Annotated in this window: 19 protein-coding genes; 10 read left to right on the top strand and 9 right to left on the bottom strand. The window is 51.4% G+C overall.

Annotated elements, in window-relative coordinates:
- Positions 1 to 26: 26 nt before the first annotated feature.
- From ACO0LG_RS15280 to ACO0LG_RS15270, 3 genes are all read left to right on the top strand, one after another.
- Positions 27 to 1421: an MATE family efflux transporter gene (locus ACO0LG_RS15280; RefSeq protein WP_423027780.1), complete on the top strand. Its 1395-nt coding sequence runs from the start codon at positions 27 to 29 to the stop codon at positions 1419 to 1421.
- 189 nt (positions 1422 to 1610) lie between these two features.
- Positions 1611 to 2702, top strand: coding sequence for a redox-regulated ATPase YchF (gene ychF, locus ACO0LG_RS15275; RefSeq protein WP_423027778.1), 1092 nt, complete (start codon positions 1611 to 1613; stop codon positions 2700 to 2702).
- Between the two features lie 182 nt (positions 2703 to 2884).
- A complete protein-coding gene (locus ACO0LG_RS15270; protein WP_423027776.1) occupies positions 2885 to 4063 on the top strand; it encodes a GGDEF domain-containing protein in 1179 nt (392 codons plus the stop codon).
- Between the two features lie 63 nt (positions 4064 to 4126).
- On the opposite strand, the gene ACO0LG_RS15265 is transcribed toward ACO0LG_RS15270, so the two are convergent.
- The 6 genes from ACO0LG_RS15265 to ACO0LG_RS15240 form a co-directional block, all read right to left on the bottom strand.
- Complete coding sequence (locus tag ACO0LG_RS15265; protein WP_423027774.1) at positions 4127 to 6658, bottom strand: TonB-dependent receptor; 2532 nt, start codon at positions 6656 to 6658, stop codon at positions 4127 to 4129.
- A gap of 112 nt (positions 6659 to 6770) precedes the next feature.
- Positions 6771 to 8153 carry an enolase C-terminal domain-like protein gene (locus ACO0LG_RS15260; protein WP_423027772.1) on the bottom strand — a complete coding sequence of 461 codons (1383 nt, stop codon included), beginning with the start codon at positions 8151 to 8153 and terminating at the stop codon, positions 6771 to 6773.
- 410 nt (positions 8154 to 8563) lie between these two features.
- Positions 8564 to 9685: a LacI family DNA-binding transcriptional regulator gene (locus ACO0LG_RS15255; protein WP_423027770.1), complete on the bottom strand. Its 1122-nt coding sequence runs from the start codon at positions 9683 to 9685 to the stop codon at positions 8564 to 8566.
- Positions 9686 to 9764: 79 nt separating this feature from the next.
- On the bottom strand, positions 9765 to 12023 hold the full coding sequence (locus ACO0LG_RS15250) for a glycoside hydrolase family 3 N-terminal domain-containing protein (protein ID WP_423027768.1): 2259 nt from the start codon (positions 12021 to 12023) through the stop codon (positions 9765 to 9767).
- 3 nt (positions 12024 to 12026) lie between these two features.
- Positions 12027 to 13919, bottom strand: coding sequence for a glycoside hydrolase family 2 protein (locus ACO0LG_RS15245; RefSeq protein ID WP_423027766.1), 1893 nt, complete (start codon positions 13917 to 13919; stop codon positions 12027 to 12029).
- 299 nt (positions 13920 to 14218) lie between these two features.
- Positions 14219 to 14857, bottom strand: a complete 639-nt coding sequence (locus ACO0LG_RS15240) for a cysteine hydrolase family protein (protein WP_423027764.1) — start codon at positions 14855 to 14857, stop codon at positions 14219 to 14221.
- 129 nt (positions 14858 to 14986) lie between these two features.
- Between ACO0LG_RS15240 and ACO0LG_RS15235 the strand changes: the two genes are divergently transcribed.
- From ACO0LG_RS15235 to ACO0LG_RS15220, 4 genes are all read left to right on the top strand, one after another.
- Complete coding sequence (locus ACO0LG_RS15235; protein WP_423027762.1) at positions 14987 to 15976, top strand: GlxA family transcriptional regulator; 990 nt, start codon at positions 14987 to 14989, stop codon at positions 15974 to 15976.
- 119 nt (positions 15977 to 16095) lie between these two features.
- Complete coding sequence (locus ACO0LG_RS15230; RefSeq protein WP_423027760.1) at positions 16096 to 16938, top strand: MOSC domain-containing protein; 843 nt, start codon at positions 16096 to 16098, stop codon at positions 16936 to 16938.
- Between the two features lie 24 nt (positions 16939 to 16962).
- Positions 16963 to 18096, top strand: a complete 1134-nt coding sequence (locus ACO0LG_RS15225) for a DUF484 family protein (protein WP_423027758.1) — start codon at positions 16963 to 16965, stop codon at positions 18094 to 18096.
- A 186-nt stretch (positions 18097 to 18282) separates the two neighbouring features.
- Positions 18283 to 18777, top strand: coding sequence for a pyridoxamine 5'-phosphate oxidase family protein (locus ACO0LG_RS15220; protein ID WP_423027756.1), 495 nt, complete (start codon positions 18283 to 18285; stop codon positions 18775 to 18777).
- Between the two features lie 71 nt (positions 18778 to 18848).
- Here the strand turns inward: ACO0LG_RS15220 and ACO0LG_RS15215 are convergent, their stop codons facing one another.
- Genes ACO0LG_RS15215 through rsmD form a run of 3 tightly spaced genes read right to left on the bottom strand, consistent with a single transcriptional unit; the run spans position 18849 to position 20419 of the window.
- Positions 18849 to 19115, bottom strand: a complete 267-nt coding sequence (locus ACO0LG_RS15215) for a YfhL family 4Fe-4S dicluster ferredoxin (protein ID WP_423027754.1) — start codon at positions 19113 to 19115, stop codon at positions 18849 to 18851.
- Between the two features lie 56 nt (positions 19116 to 19171).
- Positions 19172 to 19669: a pantetheine-phosphate adenylyltransferase gene (coaD, locus tag ACO0LG_RS15210; protein ID WP_423027752.1), complete on the bottom strand. Its 498-nt coding sequence runs from the start codon at positions 19667 to 19669 to the stop codon at positions 19172 to 19174.
- Positions 19670 to 19723: 54 nt separating this feature from the next.
- Positions 19724 to 20419 (bottom strand): 16S rRNA (guanine(966)-N(2))-methyltransferase RsmD, encoded by a 696-nt coding sequence (rsmD, locus tag ACO0LG_RS15205; RefSeq protein WP_423027750.1) that lies wholly within the window; start codon positions 20417 to 20419, stop codon positions 19724 to 19726.
- A gap of 106 nt (positions 20420 to 20525) precedes the next feature.
- On the opposite strand from rsmD, the gene ftsY reads away from it, so the two are divergent.
- From ftsY to ACO0LG_RS15190, 3 genes are read left to right on the top strand one after another with little or no spacing between them, the layout of a single operon-like run.
- The gene (ftsY, locus tag ACO0LG_RS15200) at positions 20526 to 21629 is read left to right on the top strand and encodes a signal recognition particle-docking protein FtsY (RefSeq protein WP_423028001.1); all 1104 of its coding nucleotides are present in this window, start codon (positions 20526 to 20528) and stop codon (positions 21627 to 21629) included.
- A gap of 27 nt (positions 21630 to 21656) precedes the next feature.
- Positions 21657 to 22331 (top strand): cell division ATP-binding protein FtsE, encoded by a 675-nt coding sequence (locus ACO0LG_RS15195; RefSeq protein WP_423027748.1) that lies wholly within the window; start codon positions 21657 to 21659, stop codon positions 22329 to 22331.
- A gap of 31 nt (positions 22332 to 22362) precedes the next feature.
- Positions 22363 to 23277 (top strand): cell division protein FtsX, encoded by a 915-nt coding sequence (locus ACO0LG_RS15190; protein ID WP_423027746.1) that lies wholly within the window; start codon positions 22363 to 22365, stop codon positions 23275 to 23277.
- Positions 23278 to 23347 lie beyond the last annotated feature (70 nt).

Below are 23347 nucleotides of genomic sequence, written 5' to 3'. Positions count from 1 at the left end.
ATCCAATCCCTCTTTGTTTGCCCTGCATGAAAACCCGTATACGCACTGAAGCCGCCGCCCTCTGGACCATTGCCTGGCCTGTCCTGATAGGACAACTCGCCACCGTAGGCATGAGCGTGGCCGACGTTGCCATGACGGGCCACCTCAGCGCGAACGACCTCGCTGCAGTGTCACTGGGTGCGAACGTCTGGGTAATTATCCTGGTCAGTGTGATGGGCATCATGATGGCGGTGAACACCGTCATCGCCCATGAAGTCGGCGCAGAAAACCATGAGCGCGTACCGCACATGGTGCGCCAGGCTTTATGGCTGGGTCTGGGTGTGGGCCTGGTTGGCTGTGTGTTGTTGAATGTCGCCACGTTGGTCTTCAATTACCTGCAACTGGACCCTGCCATCAATGCCAAGGCTTCGCAGTTTGTGCATGTCATCAGCCTTGGTATGCCCGCCTTTGCCATGTACCGTGCGCTGTATGGTTACACCACCAGCCTGAACCAGACAAAACCTGTGATGGTGATTGCACTGGGTGGCCTGGCTTTTAATATCATCATCAACTGGCTGTTCATTTATGGTCACCTTGGCTTCCCCAAGCTGGGTTCTACCGGCTGTGCCTTGGCAACCGGCATGGGCCTGTGGCTGATGCTGGGCGCAATGCTATTCTGGATGCGCCGTGCCGCAGCCTATAAGGAAACTTTCCCATTCAGCCATTATGAGGCACCGAACTGGGCAGAGATACGCTCTACCCTGCGCCTGGGACTGCCTATAGGTGTTACTTATTTTGCTGAAGTATCCGCCTTTGGTGCAGTTGGTTTGTTGATCGCGCGCTTTGGCGTGGTGCCGGTATCGGCCAACCAGATTGCCTTGAATTTTTCATCACTGGTGTTCATGGTGCCATTGAGCCTGGGCATCGCCCTTACCACGCGGGTCGGGCAAACCCTGGGTGAAGGTGACCCGGAACGGGCGCGCTTTATCTCCTGGACAGGGTATGCACTATCAACCAGCTTCGCCGTCATATCGGCACTGGGCATCATGATCTTCCGCGATCTGGTGGCAGCTGCTTATACTTCTGATCCGGCAGTGCAAGGCATGGCATCCGAGTTGCTGCTGTATGCGGCCATCTTTCAGTTGTCGGATGCGGCACAGGTCACCGCATCCTGTGCCATACGCGGCTATAAAGTCACGCGCACGCCAATGCTGATACACCTGATGGCCTTTTATGGCTTTGCCCTGCCAATAGGTTGTGTGCTCGGCCTGGCACCGGCGTGGCTGCCTTGGCAGCCTGAACAGCCAATGGCCGCACGCGGTTTCTGGATAGGCCTGGTACTAGGCCTGACTATTGCCGGGATCATGCTGACAGGCTTGTTGCATCAACTCAGTAAGCACAGGATCAGGCAAGCGGCTGGCTTGTCCAATGCAGTCGCCTGACATCACGGTGTATGGGGAAATGTCATCAAATCGAGGCGTAGCTATCAAATTGACTACTTAAGACCCGCTATTAAGCGGATAACTGCTGTATTTATCAGCAAGATTGTTGGCAATTCAGGCCAGAAACGGTCTGAAGGGCAGGCTTTCCGGTAAAATAGCGGGTTAATCAAATCCAACTGGCAAAACATCATGAGTCTCCAATGCGGCATCGTCGGCCTGCCTAACGTCGGCAAATCCACCCTGTTCAATGCGCTGACCAAAGCAGGCATACCGGCAGAAAATTATCCTTTCTGTACGATAGAGCCAAATGTGGGTGTCGTTGAAGTGCCTGATCCACGTCTCAAACAACTGTCCGACATCGTCAAGCCTGAACGCGTCCAGAACGCCATCGTTGAATTTGTCGACATCGCCGGTCTGGTGGCAGGTGCTTCCAAAGGTGAAGGCCTGGGCAACCAGTTCCTCGCGCACATCCGCGAAACTGACGCCATCGTCAACGTCGTGCGTTGCTTTGAAGATGACAATGTGATTCATGTGGCTGGCAAAGTCAGCCCGCTGGATGATATCGAAGTCATCCAGACAGAACTGGCACTGGCCGACATGGGCACAGTAGAAAAAGCCATCCACCGCGAAAACAAGAAAGCCCGTTCTGGCGACAAAGATGCCGTCAAGCTGGTCGCCGTGCTGGAACGCATCATGCCAGCCCTGAACGATGCCAAGCCTGTGCGCGCACTGGGTCTGGACGCAGAAGAAATGCTGCTGATCAAACCACTGTGCCTGATCACGGCCAAGCCAGCCATGTATGTTGCCAACGTTTCTGACAGCGGCTTCACCAATAACCCACTGCTGGATCAACTGACAGCCTATGCAAATTCACAAAATGCCCCTATCGTGGCAATTTGTGCTTCCATAGAATCTGAAATCGCTGATCTGGACGACGCCGATAAAGCGGATTTCCTGGCCGACATGGGCATGCAAGAACCTGGCCTTGACCGCCTGATACGCGCTGCATTCAAATTGCTGGGCCTGCAAACCTACTTTACCGCCGGTGTGAAGGAAGTACGCGCCTGGACCATCCACGTAGGCGACACCGCCCCGCAAGCAGCAGGCGTGATCCACACCGACTTCGAACGCGGCTTCATCCGCGCCCAGACCATTGCATTTGATGACTACATCAATTTCAAGGGCGAATCCGGTGCCAAGGAAGCAGGCAAGATGCGCGCCGAGGGTAAGGAATATGTGGTCAAGGATGGGGATGTGTTGAATTTCTTGTTTAACGTCTGATCAGGACTGAACAAGGCCATAAAACCCAACAAAAGCCGCGACATTCGCGGCTTTTTTATTTCCTGCATTGCCCTTGTGCTTCAGATGTCATATTTTAGGCGCATCATTATTTAACCAAGTCCACTTCGCGGAGTCAATTTGCCTGACAAGAGCCCCAGCGTCACCACCGGTGCGAGCGTCTCATGAAACTTGATGTCCGCACCATCATGCTGATGCTGAGCGGGATTAATCTGCTGGGTGCGGGCATGATGGCACTGATCAGTTTTCATGCGGACAATATCAAGGGCGCGCGTCAGTGGGCCGCGGGGCATTGCTGCATGTGCATAGGGATTTTTACCAGCACCCAGATGTCGCCTGATTGGCCTTTATGGATTATTGCCAGCGTACCTTTGATCACCGGTTGTGGTTATGGGCTGATCTACAATGGCATTGAAGCCTTCAATGGCAAACGTTGCCATTACTGGTTCACGGTGTGGGTGGGCGGGCAAATGATGGTGCAGAGCCTGTGGCTGGGCATATGGCGTGATGACATACGCATGCTGGTGATTGCCAACTCTATCCTGTTCAGTTGCGTATTCGGTGCCTGTGCACTGAACTTGATGGTCAAAGCCACACAACCGCTGAAAACTGCCTACAATCTGGCCACCGTTTCTTTTGCCTTTATTGCCCTGATGAGTCTGCTCAGGGCCTTGAATATGATGAGCAAGCCAGCGCAAGAAATCTCACTCTTTGCACAAGGGGATGTCAATCCGGTTTTTCTGGTGCTTGGCGGTCTGTCCCAACTTTCTATTTCTCTATCGCTGGTCATGTTGATCACCTTTCGCCTCGTTAGCGAGTTACGCGAAAAAGCTTCGCACGACAGCCTTACGGGTTTGTTGAACCGCCGGAGTTTTGAAGATGAATCAAGACGCTTGCTGGCGCGTGCCACCCGGACTGGCGAACCGCTGTCTGTGATCATGATAGACGTGGATTTTTTCAAGCGCGTTAATGATGTTCATGGACACCAGGCAGGTGACGAAGTGCTGCGCCGTCTGGCAGCGCTGTTGCAGACCATCGTCCGCAGTGAAGATTGCCTGGCGCGCTATGGCGGCGAAGAGTTTTGCATTTTGCTGACTGGTACTGGCGAACAAGGTGCAGCACAATTGGCTGAACGCGTGCGCCTGCTGTATTCTGAATTACAGATAAACTGGAAGAATGAAGTATTGCAAAGCACTCTGAGCGCAGGCGTAGCAGATTCTTCGAACCGGGGCATGAACCTGAGCGCATTGGTCGAGGCTGCAGACCAGGCATTGTACCGGGCAAAAAAAGCGGGCCGTAACTGTATAGTATTGCATTCAGAAAACGGCCTGCCTGTAGCATAAGCATAGGATTTTGCTTGTTCGATGTCTGCTAAATCTTGATCAATCATTCCCGGTTAGTGCCATTTAAAACTTCACATCCAGACGCACAGAAATATAACGGAATGCATTACGTGTCGGTGTCCAGGTTGTGGTGGTGACATTCGCCACCGGATTAGGTGCTGTTGCATTGAAGCTGGCCAATGGGAAAGAACGGTTGGCGCGGTATTGGCGGTCAAACAGATTATTGACCCTGAAGCTCAAGGTAGCGCGGCCAGATTTTTCACGGAAGCCAAAACCGCCATGCACATAGGTAGTGGCCGGTACAAAGTTCAGCGGGTTTTGATCGAGATTGGAGATCATGTCGCTGGCGTAAACCACATTGCCTGTGACGTAGGCATCAAAACTCATCTCAGGTAATTTCAAATCATATTTAAAACCAACGCTGGCTTTACGCTTGGGTGAAAACGGCATACGTCCGCCCGATACATCAGTGGTATTTTGATCGCCATACAAGGGGTTTTTCAACATGCAGGTATCGTTGAAACCGCCATTGGGACTGCCAGTCACCTGATAGCAAGTAGAGTTCTTGAATGAGGTGATGGTCGCATCGGTGTAGGCGACATTAGCATTGATGAGCAAGTCCCCGCTGGCCAGGGCATTGATGTCAAGTTCTGCGCCCTTGGTCTGCACGCCTTCCAGGCTATTCAGGCGGGTCTGGTAAATCAAGGTATCGGGGATATAGCTGCCTGAATTTTGCTGATAGTCTTTGAACTTGCTGCTGAACAGTGTCGCTGCCACAGTCAGACGGTTATCGAGGAAATTGCCCTTCATGCCGATTTCAAAGCTTTTTGCGGTTTCTGATTTGACAGGTTGCTGGGATGCGGTCAAGGCAGACAGGCTGCTGGTGATATCGTAAGCCTGCCCTTTATAGCCAGTGGATACCGAAACATAGCCCATCAATGTAGGGGTGAATTGTTTTTGCAAACTGAGCTTGCCGGTGGTGGCATTTTCTACATTGCCCACGCTGGAAAAATTATTGACAGCGACATAAGGGCTGCCAAATAGCAATTTGGAAGGGTTTCCAGTTCCGGAAAAATGATAGCCGGATTCTTGCCTGTTAAAACGTATACCGGTCGTCAAAGTATAAGTAGGAATAAATTCCCAACTTGCCTGGCCAAATACGGCTTTATTGATATTGTAGGTGTCGCCATAAAACTCGGTAGGGCTGGTAGCGACCAGGCCATTTTCACCGCGCTTGAAGTAACGCGCCAGTTCATTCTTGCCATACCAAAGGCCAGCAACATAGCGAAAGTTGCCTGTATCTGCCGATACCACACGTATCTCCTGCGTGCGTGAGATGACATCAAAACGGCCATGCTGCTCTGCCCCCTGGTTCAGGCCCGATGACTTGGTCGAACCTGTGACCGGGTAGTACAACATGACAGGTGCATCGGTAAAGTCCTGGTCTCGTGAATCGTAGGCATGATAGCGGTCACCAGAGGTGATTGACGTCAGAGTCGCGCCATTCGACAACTGATAATTCACTCTGAGACCAAAGCCACGCGTCGTCGATTCTTGTCCGGTGAACGTGTCATTGCGGATGGTGCGGTTATCGGGCCCAGGTGTAATCCCTGCCAGCACTTGCGTGATAGGCATCGCTGGGGAATTGTTCAGTAAGCCGTTTTGTATATTAGTGCCCGTCAGGCTGGTGACGACCAGTGCGCAGCAATCTGTTTTTGTATAGTTATAGCGAGGTGAGAAATCAATATCGAGATCGTCTGTCAAACGCCAGTTCAATTTAGCCAGAAAGGTTTTTCCGGCAGAGCCATTGGTCATTTTACCGGTGGTCAGATTATTGACGTTACCAGGAAAATCATTATTGCTGGCCGCGATACGAAAACCGAATTTCTCAGATACTTCACCGCCTATGGATGCACCCAGACGCCACTCCCTGTCGCTGGAAAGCAAGATGCTGGCGCGCGATACGATGGGGCCAGAAATAGGTTTGGTAACAATATTGATAGCACCGGCAATCGCCGATTTGCCGAACAAGGTACTCTGCGGGCCTTTGAGGATTTCAACACGGGAGACATCTGCCAGATCGCAGAAAGCCTGCACCTGCATACCGATAGGAATATCATCAACGATCACGGCAACATCAGACTCCACACCTATGCCTATAGACTGCGTGCCTATGCCGCGCATGTTCAAACCCGTATTTGCCGGGTTGTCACTCTGGGTCTTGGTCAATGCGGGTGACAGGTCGATGATGTCATCGAGGTCGCGCACATTATTGCGCTGCAATTGCTCTTCACCAATGACGGATATCGACATTGGTACATTCTCCAGCTTCTCTACGCGTTTGTTGGCAGAGATAACTACTTTAGCCAGGCCTTTTTCATCTACCTCTGCGGTCGCCGCTGTCGCCTTATTTGCCGTTGATGCTGTCGGCGTTGTTGTAGCGGCTTGCTGCGCCTGTGCGGTGTTCATGCAACTCAGGATAGCCACTGCGACGGCGGCAGTGACCGGGGCTAACTGATATTGCTGCCTGCTGTTATTGCGACCAGAATTTTTGTGTTTGTTTGCATGCTTATTTTTTGTAGTACTGCGGAACATTTTTTGTCTCCTTGCTGTTTTATTTTATAACTGCGAGTTTTATTACTATGTTGCTGCCCGTCCTTATGACACCGATTGCGTCGATAGGTTTACTGTTACTGCTCCGCTTTATCTAGCGCACCAGACAAGGTTTTTTATTGTCGAATGCCCATCCCGGGATCAGGAATTGCATGGCGATCGCGTCATTGCGTGCGCCCAATCCCATGTTCAGATACAGCTGGTGTGCCGCTTCTACTGCGGCCATATCAAGTTCTACACCCAGACCAGGTTTGTCAGGTACGCCTATCACGCCATTGCTGATGTTCAGGGGAGTCTTGGTCAGGCGCTGGCCGTCCTGCCAGATCCAGTGGGTATCGATAGCGGTAACTTTTCCTGGCGCGGCGGCGGCCACATGGGTGAACATCGCCAGTGAGATATCGAAATGATTGTTGGAATGCGAGCCCCAGGTCAACCCCCTCTCCTTGCACATCTGTGCAACGCGGACGGAGCCTTGCATGGTCCAGAAATGCGGGTCTGCCAAGGGGATATCAACAGCCTGTAATTGCACGGCATGGCCGAGCTCGCGCCAGTCGGTGGCTACCATATTGGTGGCGGTTGGCAAGCCGGTTTCGCGGCGAAATTCTGCCATCACTTCACGGCCAGAAAAGCCATCTTCTGCACCGCATGGGTCTTCTGCATAGGCCAGCACATCAGCACGGTCACGGCACAGGCGTATGGCGTCTTTCAATGACCATGCGCCATTTGGATCAAGGGTGATACGCGCATCAGGAAATGCTTCTGCCAGCGCGGTGACGGTTTCAATTTCATCTTCACCACGTAACACGCCACCCTTGAGTTTGAAGTCACGGAAGCCATAGCGTTGATGGGCTGCCCTGGCCAGAGCAAGAACGGATTTGGTATCGAGCGCAGGCTGACAACGCAACATGGCCCAGTCATCGTCTGGCCCCGCAACTGTACCGAGATCAGGATAAGGCAAGCTGGTGTCATGGCGGTTGCCGATGTAGAACAAATAACCCAGCACATCGACCTGGGTGCGCTGCTGGCCTTCACCAAGCAGGGCCGCCACTGACACACCCAGGAATTTGCCTAGCAAATCCAGCAAGGCAGATTCAAGTGCGGTCACCGCATGTACGGTAATACGCAAGTCAAAGGTCTGGTGCCCGCGTCCTTTTGCATCACGCTGCGCAAAGGCGGTGCGGACTTGATTAAGCATGCTGTTAAAGGCTCCGACAGGCTGACCAATGATGAGGGGCCGCGCGTCATTCAGGGTTTTTTCTATCTCTGCACCTCCTGGTACTTCACCCACACCCTGGTTGCCAGCACTGTCTGTCAGGATCACGATATTGCGGGTGAAATAAGGACCATGGGCACCACTCAGATTGAGCAGCATGCTGTCGTAACCAGCCACCGGTATCACTTGCAACCTGGTCACAAAGGGTGTGGCCTGCACTTGAAAACGGGGATTGCTAACATTGGAAAAAACGGGTGTTTGCATAAATGATTGGGATTAATTAATACAGCTATTGGTCTGGATTATTCTTTTACTGGCATTGCTCATGAAGGCCTGCCCATTTCACCGGTGGGCTAAATTGATGGGAGTTCCGATTACCGGCCGACAAAGCTTGCTAACTTCATTTTCTTTTTTTCTTACCGCACAATGGTACCGCTACCAAATATGAATTAATGGTAGCGGTACCTATTTTGAAAGTCAATCACTTTCTCGAGCGAATTGTGGGAGTTTGAATATTCTTTTCACTGCCAGTGTGATTTACAACAGGAATTGAATCAGGATTAATACCGCAACTGAAGGCAGCATACCCTCGGCCACAGTAATGCGCCGGACGACATGACCAGCAATTCCCCACCCTTGAGGAGAAAACGGTTAAGACAACAGCCTTAAAAAAATTATGTACTGCCACGTTCGACAATGGAAAAACCTATGTCCCTGACCTTGTCTGTCACTGGCTTGCCATCCACGCGCTCAATAATGAAACGCGCTGCCTGGGTGCCTATGGCCGTGCCATCTATGCGTACACTGGTCAATGGTGGATTGAGGTCTTTTGAAAATTCCTGGTCACCCAGGCCTACTACAGCCAGTTGCGCAGGTATGGCAATACCCATGGCATGCGCCTCGGTGATGACGCCCAGGGCCATCATGTCTGAGCTGCAAAAGATCGCATCAATGGCAGGATCATTCTCCAGCAAGCTGCGCAGGCCACTACGGCCGCTGCCGAGTGTCGTTGGTGCCTTGACTATGCAGGTAGCGACTTCTTTCGCGCCTGCCTGCCCCATGCCAAGGGTCAGCGCTGCATCAGAAAATGCCTTGTTGCGGCGTACTGCGCGCTCATCATTGGCGCTGATGGTGGCCACGCGCTTGCGTCCACGGCCATGCAGATATTTTGCCACTGCCTCACCGATTTTTTCATGCGAAAAACCAACCAGCATATCAATTGGTGTCGGCGTCAGATCCCAGGTTTCCACCACCGGGATACCACTGGCGAGCAGGCGCTTGCGACCAAGCACCGAACGCATGATACCAGTCAGCACGACACCATCTGGACGGCGCCCTATGATGGCTTCCAGCAAGGCATCTTCGCGCGAGTTTTCATAGCCAGCCTGACCCAACATCAATTGGTAACCTTCATCTGCCAAAGACTTGGTGAGGGATTGCACCATCTCTAAAAATACCGAACCAGTGATGGTAGGCACCACCGCAGCCACAAGACGGCTCTTTTTCGACGCCAGGCCACCTGCCAGCAGATTGGGCACATAGCCGGTACGCTCTACCGCTTCGCGCACCCTTGCCAGTATGGCTGGGGATACCGCGTCAGGAGTATTCAAAGCCCGCGAAGCAGTGATAGGCGCGACATTGGCCAGCTTTGCCACGTCACGTAAAGTAAAGCCACCACTGGAGCGACGGCTGCGCCGCACAGGATCAGTCGCAGACACGTCAGTAACAGGTGTTTCAGTCGCTGCACTTGCAAGATCGGCTTTGACTGCCGCTATAGAGGATGACTTGTTTTTCATCCATAAATTATAGCATTGCAAATTCGCCCATAGCCATTTGCCAACAGTGAGGTCACTACTGATCATTCTATTGTCAATCCTACTTCTGCTTGTCCAGAAGCTGCAGTTCTCCACTAAGCCGGATATCGTCTGATGCGCTGCCCAGCATGATGATGAATTTGCCCGGTTCCGCGATCCATGTCAATTTACTGTCATAAAACGATAGCATGGCCTGGTCTATTGTGAAAGACACACGCTTTTGCTCACCGGCCACCAGTTTGATTTTGTGGAAGCCTTTCAGTTGTTTGACCGGACGTACTATTGAGGCTACCGGGTCACGCAAATACAATTGCACCACTTCTTCACCATCACGTTTGCCAGTATTGCGCAAATCAAACGAGACCGTCACGGTAGAGCCGGGCTGCATGTTTTTATGACTGAAGCTCAGATTGCTATAACTGAAATCGGTATAACTCAAACCATGTCCGAAGGCGTAACGCGGGGTATTCGGAGTATCAATATAGGCCGATTTATAGACGACATTTTTCACGTCCTGCACAGGCCTGCCGGTTTCATAAGTATCGTATGAAATGGGTATCTGGCCCACACTACGCGGAAAAGTCATTGGCAACTTGCCCGAAGGGTTGTAATCACCAAACAAGACATCGGCAATGGCATTACCACCTTCACTGCCCGCAAACCATGTATATAAAACCGCAGTAGCCTGATCAGCTACGGTATTAAACACCAGCGGCCTTCCGGCCATGATCACGACTGTGACTGGTTTACCTTTCAGTCGCACTGCTTCGAATAATTGTGTCTGCAAACCCGGCAAGCCCAGGTCCGTGCGTGATTTCGCCTCGCCACTCATATCCCAGCTTTCACCGAGCACCAGCAAGACCGTATCTGCCTTGTCTGCCGCTGCCATTGCTGCGGCAAAACCATCGGTCGTGGTGCAGGCAACATCACAACCCGGCGAAAAAATCACTTCAGTGTCTTTCGCCACATGGCTGCGTATGCCATCCAGCAAACTGACCACCTGGGCTGCGTCTGATTTGACGATCCAGCCACCTTCCAGGTCACGGCGCGCATTTGCCAATGGGCCTATCACGGCGATCGATTTGACAGCCTTATTCAAGGGCAAGGTCTGCTTGTCATTCTTGAGCAGCACCAGGGATTTACGCGCTACATCGCGGGCAATGAGTCTATGGCTAGGATCATTCAATGCGTCCTGTTCACGCTTCGCATCAGAAAAACGATATGGGTCATCGAACAGACCCAATTCAAATTTTTTGTAAAGGATGCGCCTGACTGCATCATCCAGCAATGCTGTTTTTACTTTACCGCTCTTGACCAACTGCACCAGCGAACTGGAATAAGCAAAGCCTTCCATGTCCATATCGCTACCTGCGTTGATCGCTTTTTGCGCAGCGTCAGAAATATCTGCGGCATAGCCGTGCTTGACCATTTCCGCAATCGATGCCCAGTCACTGACGATGAAACCCTGATACTTCCATACGCCCTTGAGTATGTCACGCTGTAAATAAGCACTACCGGTTGCCGGGATGCCATTCAGGGTATTGAAGGAATTCATGAACGTGGCAACACCCGCATCTACCGCTGCCTTGAATGGTGGCAGATAAATTTCCCATAACTGATGTTCACTCATATCCACGGCATTGTAATCACGCCCGGCTATTGCAGCGCCGTAGGCGGCAAAATGCTTGGCGGTGGCCATGACGGCATCTGTGCCACCGAGCTTTTTTCCTTGAAAACCCAGCACCCTTGCTCTGGCTATCTGGCTACCAAGATAAGTATCTTCACCGGCCCCCTCCATCACCCGGCCCCAGCGCGGGTCACGGCTGATATCAACCATGGGTGCAAAGGTCCAGTGTATGCCGGACGCTGCCGCTTCCTTGGCGGCGACTTGGGCAGATTGCTCTATCGCTGGCAAATCCCAGGAGGCAGCCTCAGCCAAAGGAATGGGGAAGATGGTCTTGTAACCATGTATCACGTCGAGGCTGAACAGCAGTGGTATCTTCAGTCGCGATTGCAAGGCTGCCGCCTGCACTTCGCGGGTTTCTGCGACGCCTCTGACGTTCAGCATGGAACCTATTTTTCCCTTGCGGATTTCTGCGAGGATATTGGTATTTCTATTATTGGCAGGGCCGGTCAGGTCACGTCCTGATAGCTGGTGTAGCTGGCCGACCTTTTCTTCCAGCGTCATCTGCTTTAGCAACGCATCGACTTTTTGCTCTATCTGCCTGTCTTGTGCTGACGCATTTGTAGTCAGGATCAGGGCAGCAAAAAATGCTGCCAGCGCTCTGGATTTATTGCCATGCATATCGTGTTTTGCCATTTTTTATTGATACTTCTTTTGCACATCGTCATAGAAGTTTTTCAAGGTGAAAAATGCCTTCTTCTTTTTACCGCTGTCAGAGATCAATCCCTTGCGGTTCCAGAAGTCCTGGTAGTAAGGATGCTGGCGGCGTGGCGAGCGGAAATCCGCCAGTATCCATGGCGTCATGCCACGCAGACCCGGCATAGCGGTCAGCATCTTGAACTGCTTTTGATAGAGCACATCCTGATACTCTTCACTCCAGCGCGTGTCAGACTCTGCATGAAAGCCCGCCAGGGCATCGGCACCAAATTCTGTAATGACTACCGGCTTGTTGTATTTGATCTTGAAGCGGTAATCCAGCATCCCTTTGGTATTACTCCAATACCAGCCGGCATATTCATTGAAACTGACCAGATCAAGTTTGTCTGCCAGCGGGTCTTCAACTATCACATCATGGCCTTCGCGGTGCACTTCGAGTGCGGCGGCGACCAAACGGCTATCGTCGTTGGCGCGTGCAGTTGCTGCCAGTTTGCTCATAAAGACATTACGCACATCGCTGACCGGGGTTTCATTACCTATCGACCAGATAATCACGCTGGCACGGTTTTTGTCCCTGAGCATCAGGTCTGTGAGTTGCTGGCTGGCGTTCTGATAAGTGTCGGGGTTAGTCCAGGAGATAGTCCAGTACACCGGTACTTCTGCCCAGACCAGCAAACCCATTTCATCTGCCAGACGCAGCATTTCTTCACTATGCGGATAATGTGCGAGGCGCACGTAATTCGAATTCAATTCCTTGGCCCATTGCAGCATCATGCGCATATCTGCCTGGCCGCGCAGGCGACCGACGATGAGTGGGTTTTCATCATGCAGGGAGATGCCGCGCAAGAATATGGACTTGCCATTCAACAGGATGTCCTGGCCCCTTGTTTCTATGGTACGAAAACCGATGTGGTCGCTGACGGTATCACCGGCAGCGGCAATATCTACTTTGTACAGCTTGGGATTTTCTGGCGACCAGTACGTCATTTTTTCCACCGGGATGCTGATGGCGGCACGGCCATTGGCGTCAGTCTTTACCATAGCGCTGATACCCGCCTCGGCAATATTGATCTTGATATCCTCTAACTTGTGCACGCCTGCCAATTGCACAAAACCCTCTATGCGCTTGAGGTTGCCCTTGGCGAGCTGGATTTTATAATCATTGATGTAGGTTGATGGCAATTCCGCCAGCAAGACGTCGCGGGTGATGCCGCCGTAATTCCACCAGTCGGTATTGACGGTAGGTATTTCATGCTGGTGTCGTGTGTTATCGGCCTTGACGATGACAAAGTTTTTACCCTTGTTGAGCTTACCTGTCACATCAAACTGAAATGGCGTGAAGCCCCCTTTATGACTACCCAGTTTTTTACCATTCAAATAGACATGCGCCTCGTAATTGACCGCGCCAAAGTAGAGGAAGTAATTCTTGCCCGCTTTGGGCTCGGCATCAAACACCTGGCGCAGCCAGATCGTGCCTTCGTACAGTTGCAATTTTTCTGCCTGTGAATTCCAGTCACCTGGTATTTTCATTGTTGGTGACAAGTCGAAATTGTATTCGACCCAGTCGTTTTTATCCTTGGGCGCGCGGTCATCATAAAAGCCGCCCTTGCCAGTTGCTGACTCATCAAACGGCATGCGGCGATAATCGTAATAGCCCATCTCATAGGGATCAATGATGTAATTCCAGCGGCCATTGAGACTGGTATGAGCACGGCCATAGATGTTTTGGAGCAGCGCTGGCGAGGCCGGTGGTGCCTCTGCTGTAGCGGCTGGCCTGCTTTGCGCAAATGCGACACCACTGGCTGCCATATGACTCAACACTGCCAATACGACATAGCAGACTGCGTTGCCCAGCCATGTTCTTAAACCCTGCATCTCATGCCCCTTATTATTTTGCCTAGTCGCTGCTCTTGTGAGTATGCTTGAATATTGATGATGAATACTGTTAATGACGATTATTGTTAATGACGATTATTGTTGATTATGGTAGCGGTACCATTTTTGGAAGTCAATGCTTTTTTCAGAAACCCAATTCTGTAAAGCCAAGAAAAAATAAAAGCCCGGCTGCTTGCGAGCCGGGCTTTGGTTCAATAACACGAGACGCCCTAAGCGAAAGTTCTAATCAAAAGTCCTGAACAGAAGTCGCAAAAGAAGCCGTAAAAGAAATCGTGAACTTAAGTCGCCGCACGCTGGCGGCCTGCCATATGTGAGCTATACACATTGGCCGGACTTAGCAGTTCGCCCGCCTTCACGGCAGCCACCCAGCTATCGGTACTGACGACTGCAGCAAAATTGGAATGGAAGACGACACTGAAGACACGGTGAATTTCTTCCGCAGTTGCATAACCAGCCGCATTTTCATAGGGCAGTGAGCCTGTTGCATCGTTCAGCATTTCAAGCTGATAACCCAGGTGCGCCGCTTCAAGTATGCTGCTGGCATTGCAGTTGTGCGTCATGTAACCGACTATGCTCAGGGTATTGATCTCATTCTTTTTGAGCCATGCTGCCACATCAGTGCCAGCAAATACACTGGCCATGTTTTTTTCTATGCGGTGATCGGCATGACGGCTGGCAACCACGTCATGCAACTCCCAGGTTTTGGAACCACGCGCAAAGATAGGTGAAGTTTCTGGCGCGGAGTGCTGTACCACCAAGACAGGAATACCAGCAGCCTTGGCCACATCCATCGCCCTGCCTATGTTTTGCAGGGATACTTGTGGATCAGGGTAGCTGATTTGCATATTGCCGGTGAAGTATTCATTTTGTACATCAATAACGATCAGGGCGCGTTTTACAGAGTTGCTGGCAGTCATGGCATTTCCTTTTGAGGTAAATTCAAGATGGATTGAATAAAACAGCAGCGCTGTTCATGGGATGCATTTTCAGCCATGCAGGCTCAGAATATAAGTGACCCGATTGCCAATATTCGATACAATCAGGCCATGCTCACATCTACCCCTGACAATAAGATCAATATCGCCGTGCTGGCCTTTGATGGCATCAGCCCTTTCCATTTGTCTGTCCCCTGCATGGTATTTGGCGAGCATCATGGCGGTCTGGACATGCCCTTGTTCGATCTCAAGGTCTGTCTGGCCCTGCCCGGCAAGGCACAGGCTGAAGTGCGCACCAGCGCTGGCTTTGGTATTCATGTGCGACATGGCTTACCTGCGCTGGGCAAGGCTGACATGGTAGTCATCCCCTCCTGGCATGATGACTTGCGCCCTGCCCCGCCTGCACTGCTGCAGACACTGCGTCAGGCACATGCACGGGGTGCGCGCATCATAGGTTTGTGTCTGGGTGCTTTTGTGCTGGCAGAAGCAGGTTTACTCGACAAGCGCAGCGCCACCACGCATTGGGCTTTGAGCAAGGCTTTTTCTGAACGCTATCCCCAAATCAGCCTGGACCCAAATGTGCTGTATGTGGATCATGGTGATGTTGTCACTTCAGCTGGCACTGCTGCGGGCATAGATTGCTGCCTGCATGTGCTGCGCAGTACCTATGGTGCTGATGTGGCGGCCCATGTTGCCCGGCGTCTTGTGGTAGCACCGCACAGGCAGGGTGGGCAGGCGCAATACATAGAACAGCCCGTGCCCGTGCTGGCAGCCGATAACCGCCTGGCCAAAGTGCTGGAATGGATGCTGGCAAATCTGGCAGAACCTCAACAGCTTGATCAACTGGCGCAAAGAGCCCTGATGAGCAGACGCAGCTTTACCCGCCACTTCCAGCAGCAAACCGGCACGACCGTGGGTAAATGGTTATTGAACCAAAGGCTGGCACAAGCCCAGCGCCAGCTCGAAACCAGCAAGCGGGCGATTGATGACATCGCAGCGGATACAGGTTTTGGTACCGGATTATTACTGCGCCGTTATTTTGCGCGTGAATTTGGTCTGTCACCTTCGGCTTACCGACGTGCTTTTCAGGGAAATGATTGATTGCCAAACATCATCAAATCAGGAATCTGGCATGGTATATGCCTTAAACACCAGCATGAATATAGCTTAGCCATTAAAATAGTCGACATACTTTCCTGCCTACTAATTGCATCAAGATCATGCCCAGCATATTGTCACTTAGCATTTACCCCATCAAGTCCTGCGCCGGTATCACACTGGAAGCGGCCACGCTGACTGAAACCGGCCTCAGTTTTGAAGGCATACATGACCGCGAATGGATGCTGGTGAACCAGCAAGGGCAATTTCTGACGCAAAGAGAATTCCCGAAGATGGCCTTGATACGGCCAGAAATCCGTAGTGACGGGCTTTACATCCACGCGCCCGGTATGCCTGTGCTGTCACTAAACCCGCAAGAAGATACCAGCATTACTTCAGTCACGATCTGGGAAGAAAATTTCCCCGCCCTCGATTGCGGGCAGGCCATGGCAGACTGGTTCAGCAAGGCGCTGGATACGCCCTGCAGGCTGGTACGCAGCACGCCGCAGACGCAGCGTTATGCGAGTCAGAAATGGACAGGCGACAAACTGGTCGCTACCCGCTTCTCTGATGGCTATCCCATCTTGCTGACGGCATCTGCTTCTCTGGATGACCTCAATCAGAAACTTGAAAAGCAGGGGCGCAGTGCGCTGCCCATGAACCGATTTCGAGCGAATATCGTGCTGGATGGCATAGAAGCTTTTGAAGAAGATTATGCAGAGAATTTTGAAGTTGGCAGCCTGATACAACTGCGCCCGGTAAAGCCTTGTCCGCGCTGCCCCATGCCATCAATAGACCAGAGTACGGGTGAGTTTGGTCCTGACCCGCTGGATATCTTGCAGACTTACCGCGCCAATCCCCTGGTCGATGGCGGCATCATCTTTGGCATGAATGTCATTGTCGAACAGGGCGTAGGGCAATTGCTGCGTGTTGGTGATGCTATCAATATGAATATCGCATTCTAATTACAGACTAACATGGAAAGCATGATGCCAGCGCATACCGATACAGAGCCAGATGAAACACCATCTGCGCTGCTGGAATTGCAGCATGAAAATCAGGTGCTGCGCGCACGGCTGGACAGTTTGCTTGCGCTTGCCCACCGCAATCAAAGCATCATGGCACGGCACCAGAGTTTTGATTTGAAGATTATTGGCGCTAACAGTTTTCGTGAACTGATCACAAATATTTTCAGCGCACTGGCCATCACTTCAGAGCTCGATGTGGTCTCTCTCGTATTGTTCGACAAATTGGGCGACTTGCAGCAAATGCTGTGCGACCTGAAGATAGACTTGAATGAATTCCCACACCTGGTTTTCTTGCGGCATGAGGTAGAACTGAGCCAGCCAGAAACTGCCCTGCGCAAACCGCAGTTGGGCCTGTACCAGAGCCTGGCTTACTCAAGCTACTTCAGCAGCTTCAATAAAAAACCGGCCAGTATCGCCATCATCCCAATGCGCCGGCAGGGCCGCCTCATCGGTTGCCTTAATCTTGGCAGTTTCAAGGCCGACCGTTTCCAGCCTAATATGGCGACAGATTTTATCGAGCGCTTGGGTTCCATCATTGCGATCTGCCTGGAAAACGTCATCAACAACGAGCGCCTGACTTATATAGGCCTGACCGACCCTTTGACGAATGTCAGCAACCGCCGTTATGTGGAACAGCGCATGCTGGAAGAAATTGCCCGTGCACGCAGACAAAGATACAGCATTGCCTGCATGTATCTGGACATTGATTTTTTCAAACAAATCAATGACCGTTATGGCCATCAGGGTGGTGATGATGTATTGAAGGAAGTGGCAAAAAGGATCAAGAATGAATTGCGGCTCAGTGACACCCTGGGGCGTTTTGGTGGTGAAGAATTTGTAGTCGTGCTGGTCAATACTAATTTGCATGATGCGATACAGGTGGCAGAGCGTATACGCAAGAGTATCGCTGGTCAGGATTTTGTATTGAGTGACGCTGGCACTTGCCAGGCCACGATATCCATAGGCCTGACCACCATCGATGAAAATACCAATTACGACGATGCCACCAGCATCGCCCGCGATCTGGTGCTGCGTGCTGACCGGGCTTTATACCAGGCCAAGAACGGTGGCCGTAACCAGGTTCGCTGCTTTTAAAGTACTTAATCTGGTGCAAAAAAAGGACCGTCCATACCTTGCTGGTTGTGCCGTGCGCACAGCACACCCTGCAAATTTGTGCAGACTTCTTTGCTCAGACTGTTCACGTTCGATACCGTACAGAGTTACGCGCCTATACGGTTTATTGTTACCTCGTTATCAAACCCTATAAATGACGAGGCCAGCATGACTACTCAAAACGATCCATTGGTAAAAATCCGCGACATGACCAAAGATGTTAAATTTGGCATGTTCACTACAGTAGATGAAAACAATCGCCTGAGCAGCCGTCCGCTGACTAGTCAGCAAGTGGATGATGCTGGCAATATGTGGTTCTTTATTTCTGATGAAGCAAACTACCTCGATGCTGTGCGCCAACACCCCGAAGTCAATGTGAGTTTTGCTGATGTCGATGACAGCCTGTACATCTCCATCTCTGGCCGTGCCGAAATCTTGCGTGACCGTCAGAAAGCAGAAGAATTGTGGAACATCATGGTCAAGCCATGGTTTCCTGAAGGTGTGGATGACCCCCATCTCATGTTATTGAAAGTGCAGATACATGCAGCAGAATATTGGGATAGTGGCTCAAGCAAGATGACGCAATTGTTTGCGATGGCCAAGGCAGCCATTACTGGCGAGCAGCCGAAAAACATAGGTGAGCATGGAACCTTGCGCCCTTGATTCGTTCAATTAAATCTGGCAAGGAATAAATAATCAAAGCTGCGGCGCGGCATAAACGACTCATGAGCCGTTTATGCTGGTTGCGGTTTTTGCAGTACCTGCAGTTGTTCGTATTTCGCCTGCAACTGCTCAGGCGTTTCGCGCCAGTCTGGATTGAAGGGGATGCAACTGACAGGGCAAACCTGCTGACATTGTGGCTCAGTGTAATGGCCCACACACTCGGTACATTTATGCGGGTCAATCTCATAAATTTCCGGCCCCATGTAAATGGCGTCATTAGGGCATTCGGGTTCGCAGACATCACAATTGATGCAATCGTCTGTAATCATCAGGGCCATGTTGTCACTTCACTTTCATGTACTACTTGAATGTACTGCTTGATTCAGTACTTGCTTTAAGGCTTGCTCTCAGCCAGCAATGCGACCTTCTTCTTCAGCCAGCGGTCTACTGAAGGGAACACAAATTTTGATACGTCACCACCGAACATGGCGATCTCACGCACTATGGTACCTGAAATAAATTGATACTGATCAGAGGGTGTCAGAAACAGGGTCTCTACATCAGGCAGCAGATAACGGTTCATGCCCGCCATCTGGAATTCATATTCAAAGTCAGATACGGCGCGCAAGCCACGCACGATGACGCGTGCATCATTCTTGCGCACAAAGTCTTTTAGCAAACCAGAGAAACTCTCTACCTTCACGTTCGGATAATGTCCCAGCACCTCATTGGCAATGTCCAGACGTTCATCGAGGGAGAAAAATGGATTCTTGCTTTTGCTATCCGCCACACCCACCACCAAAGTATCAAAAAGACCGGATGCGCGACGCACCAGATCTTCATGACCGCGTGTCAGCGGATCAAATGTTCCCGGATAAACGGCTGTGACCATCTTCACTCCCTTTTTCGCAATCTGCATAAGGACATGCACCAAGTTGAGCAGGCATTATGCCTGATTTTCGTGCGCCTCATGCGGCAAAATGTTGCGTTGCAGTATATGGAAGTACACACTACCGGCTTTATCTGCGCAGATAACTTGCCATCCGCTTAATAATTTAACTAATTTTTCATCTATCGCTACATCGCCAGAAGATACCTCCAGCGAAAATTCTGATTCGACATAAATATAGCCTTTAGCGCTCAATAATGGTGCGCAGGCTGGCAGGATTCGCTCCAGCCAATCCTGCTCAAAAGGAGGATCAAGAAAGATTACATCCATTTTCTGAGGCTGGTTTGCCATGCCCTCGACTGCCTTGTATGCATCTGCCCTCAGCAATTTGCATTGGCTGGCTTGCAATTTATCCCTGACTTGCTCCAGTTGCTTGTAGGCTGGCGTATGCGCTTCAACCATGATGACTTGCGCTGCACCACGGCTGGCAGCTTCAAAACCCAGCGCGCCACTGCCTGCAAACAGGTCCAGGCAATGTACACTGGTCCAGTTATTGTGCAGCAAATGGTTGAGCCAGTTGAACAGGGTTTCCCTGACGCGGTCTGGCGTAGGGCGCAAACCCTCGGCATCTACTACGCTGAGCAGGCTGCGCTTCCACACGCCGCCTATGATGCGGACTTGATGGTGTTGACGTTTTACCGGTACTGCTTTTGCAGCCGTATTTTTTGTTTTTTTATTACTATTTGTTTTCATTGCATGCTTGCTACGGCTAAATCTGTTTATCTTGCGCTGTCTGTTAAAATGGCAGCATTCTAATATCAGGGCTGGCTATATGCCGCCCGCACTCCCAAATATCCCGATGTTTAGTTTTTTCAAAAAGAAGCCCAAAGAAGAGGCACCAGTTGTTGTGGCTGAGCCCGCGCCCGTTATTACGACGCCAGCCAGTCCTGCACCTTTTGTTGCTACGCCTGCCATTGTTACCACTGTTACCGCTCCTGCGCCCGTGGCTGAAGTCAAACCAGCATTAGCAGAGCTTATAGCCCCTCACGCTCCTGAACCTGAACAAAAACGCTCATGGTTAAGCCGCCTGAAAGCTGGGCTGGCCAAAACATCCTCGAATCTTACCACCCTCTTCGTCGGTGCCCGCATCGATGATGATTTGTATGAAGAGCTCGAAGCTGCCCTACTGACCTCGGATGCGGGTGTGGAAGCTACCCAGTTCCTGCTCGATGGATTGAAGAAAAAGGTCAAGGAAGACAAGCTAACGGATGCCGAACAAGTCAAGGCGGCCCTGAAAGTCTTGTTGCTGGAAATGTTGACGCCTTTGCAAAAACCGCTGGAACTCGGCCGTTATCAACCCCTGGTCATGATGATCACTGGCGTGAATGGTGCAGGCAAGACCACCACCATAGGCAAGCTGGCGAAACATATGCAAACCCACCAGCAATCGGTTTTGCTGGCAGCGGGCGACACCTTCCGTGCGGCGGCGCGTGAGCAACTGACGATCTGGGGAGAGCGCAATAATGTGACTGTGATCTCGCAAGAATCGGGCGACCCGGCGGCGGTAGCCTTTGACGCAGTAGCATCTGCCCGTGCCCGTGGCACGGATGTGGTGATGGTAGATACAGCTGGCCGCCTGCCTACCCAGTTGCATCTGATGGAAGAATTGAAGAAGATCAAACGTGTTATTGCCAAGGGCATGGATGGCGCACCGCAAGAAGTCTTGCTCATCATCGACGGCAATACTGGTCAGAATGCACTGGCCCAGGTCAAGGCCTTTGACGATGCCCTGCAATTGACAGGATTGGTCATCACCAAGCTCGATGGCACTGCCAAAGGTGGCGTGCTGGCAGCAATCGCCAAGAACCGCCCTGTGCCTGTGTATTTCATCGGTATAGGCGAGCAGATTGAAGATTTGCAACCATTTAACGCCCAGGAATTTGTTGACGCCCTGCTCAGTTAATTGCATAAAAAAAGGCCAAACGCGATCATGATTGAATTTGAACACGTCAGCAAACAGTATTCGCAAAATGTTTATGCACTCAAGGATGTTTCATTATCAATTGCTGCCGGTGAATTGATTTTCCTGGCTGGCCCATCTGGTGCGGGTAAATCTACTTTGTTGAAGATGATTGCAGGCATAGAAAAACCCACCGCAGGCCAGGTCAAGGTCAATGGTCAGGACATAGGCAAGCTCAAAAGCAGCAGCCTGCCTTATCTGCGCCGCAAACTAGGCCTGATTTTGCAAGACCAAAAATTATTGACTGACCGCCACGTATTGGCAAATGTCATGTTGCCCATCATTGTCACTGGCGCCTCCCATGCTGAAGCTGAGACCCGTGCCCGCATTGCACTGGAAAAAGTCGGCCTGCCAGACAAAGCGTATTCGTTGCCACTGGCATTATCTGGTGGTGAGCAACAGCGGGTGGCGATAGCCCGTGCCATCGTCAACCGGCCACAAATTATCCTGGCGGATGAACCTACTGCCTTTCTGGACCGTGACAATGCCAACAAGGTATTGGGCGCGCTCAAGGCTTTCCAGAGCGCCGGTGTGACCTGCATTATCTCCAGCCATGATGAACAATTTCTCGATCAGGCCAGCCGCGTGATTTACCTAAGCCAGGGCCAGGTAGTCAGTACCTGGAAATCCTCACTCGCCGCCTGATCCTGCATGACAGAATAACAAGGATAAATTCATGACCAACTGGTTCCGTCAGCACTTGTTTGCCATCAAGAGTGCATTTGCCCATTTGCGTAGCAGCCCTGGCAATTTCTCGTTCAATGTCCTGGTGGTGGCGATTGCGCTGGCCTTGCCCATCGCTGGACTGACCCTGATAGAAAATATACGCCCTATCTCTTCACAACTGTCTATCGAGCCAGAAATCAGCATCTTTGTCAGCCCGGACACGCCAAGAGCAACTGCCACTGCCTTGTCGATACCGCTGAAGAAATTGCTGAAAGAAAAAAATATCACAGCGAACGTGAATTTCATTCCCAAGGACAAGGCACTCGCCAGCCTTGAGCAATCATCCAACCTGGCAGAAGTCTTGTCCACCCTGGGTGGCAATCCTTTACCGGACGCATATATATTGTCCATGTCGAATAATGATGCTGGCAAAATAGAAGCACTGGTAGAAGAAATCAGGCAAATGCCGGATGTAGATGTCGTGCAGCTGGATTCTGCCTGGGTCAAACGCTTGGCCGCACTGGTACAAATCATGCAGCTTGGTTTGTTGTTCCTGGCTGCCACACTGGGTGTGGTGGTGGTGGTGGTGGTATTTAATGCCACCCGCCTGCAGGTGATTTCGCATAGGGCAGAAATTGCCGTATCGCGCCTGCTGGGGGCGACCAACAGTTTCATCCACAAACCTTATTACTATACCGGTGCCTTGCTGGGCTTGCTGGCAGGTGGCCTCGCACTGGGCCTGATCGCGGCGTCTCTGCAACCGTTGAACAAGGCAATTGCAGAATTTGCTAAATTATATGCATCGGAATTTCACCTTGCTCCGTTGGGTATCGTACAGAGCGCCATACTACTGGCTGTTAGCATGTTGCTTGGGCTGGTTGGTGTTTTTCTCTCGGTAAGAAGGCAATTGGCGCGCGCAAGCTAAATTCTTGGCGCTGTTTGCTCAATAATCGCACAATAATTCTGCTCTTGCTTCGTCTTCATACTGCTGACTG

It is taken from the genome of Undibacterium sp. Ji42W, assembly GCF_049340405.1.
Classification (GTDB): Bacteria; Pseudomonadota; Gammaproteobacteria; order Burkholderiales; family Burkholderiaceae_D; genus Undibacterium.
The sequence above is the reverse complement of the archived record's forward strand: the minus strand, read 5'-3'. Positions and strand labels throughout refer to the sequence as shown.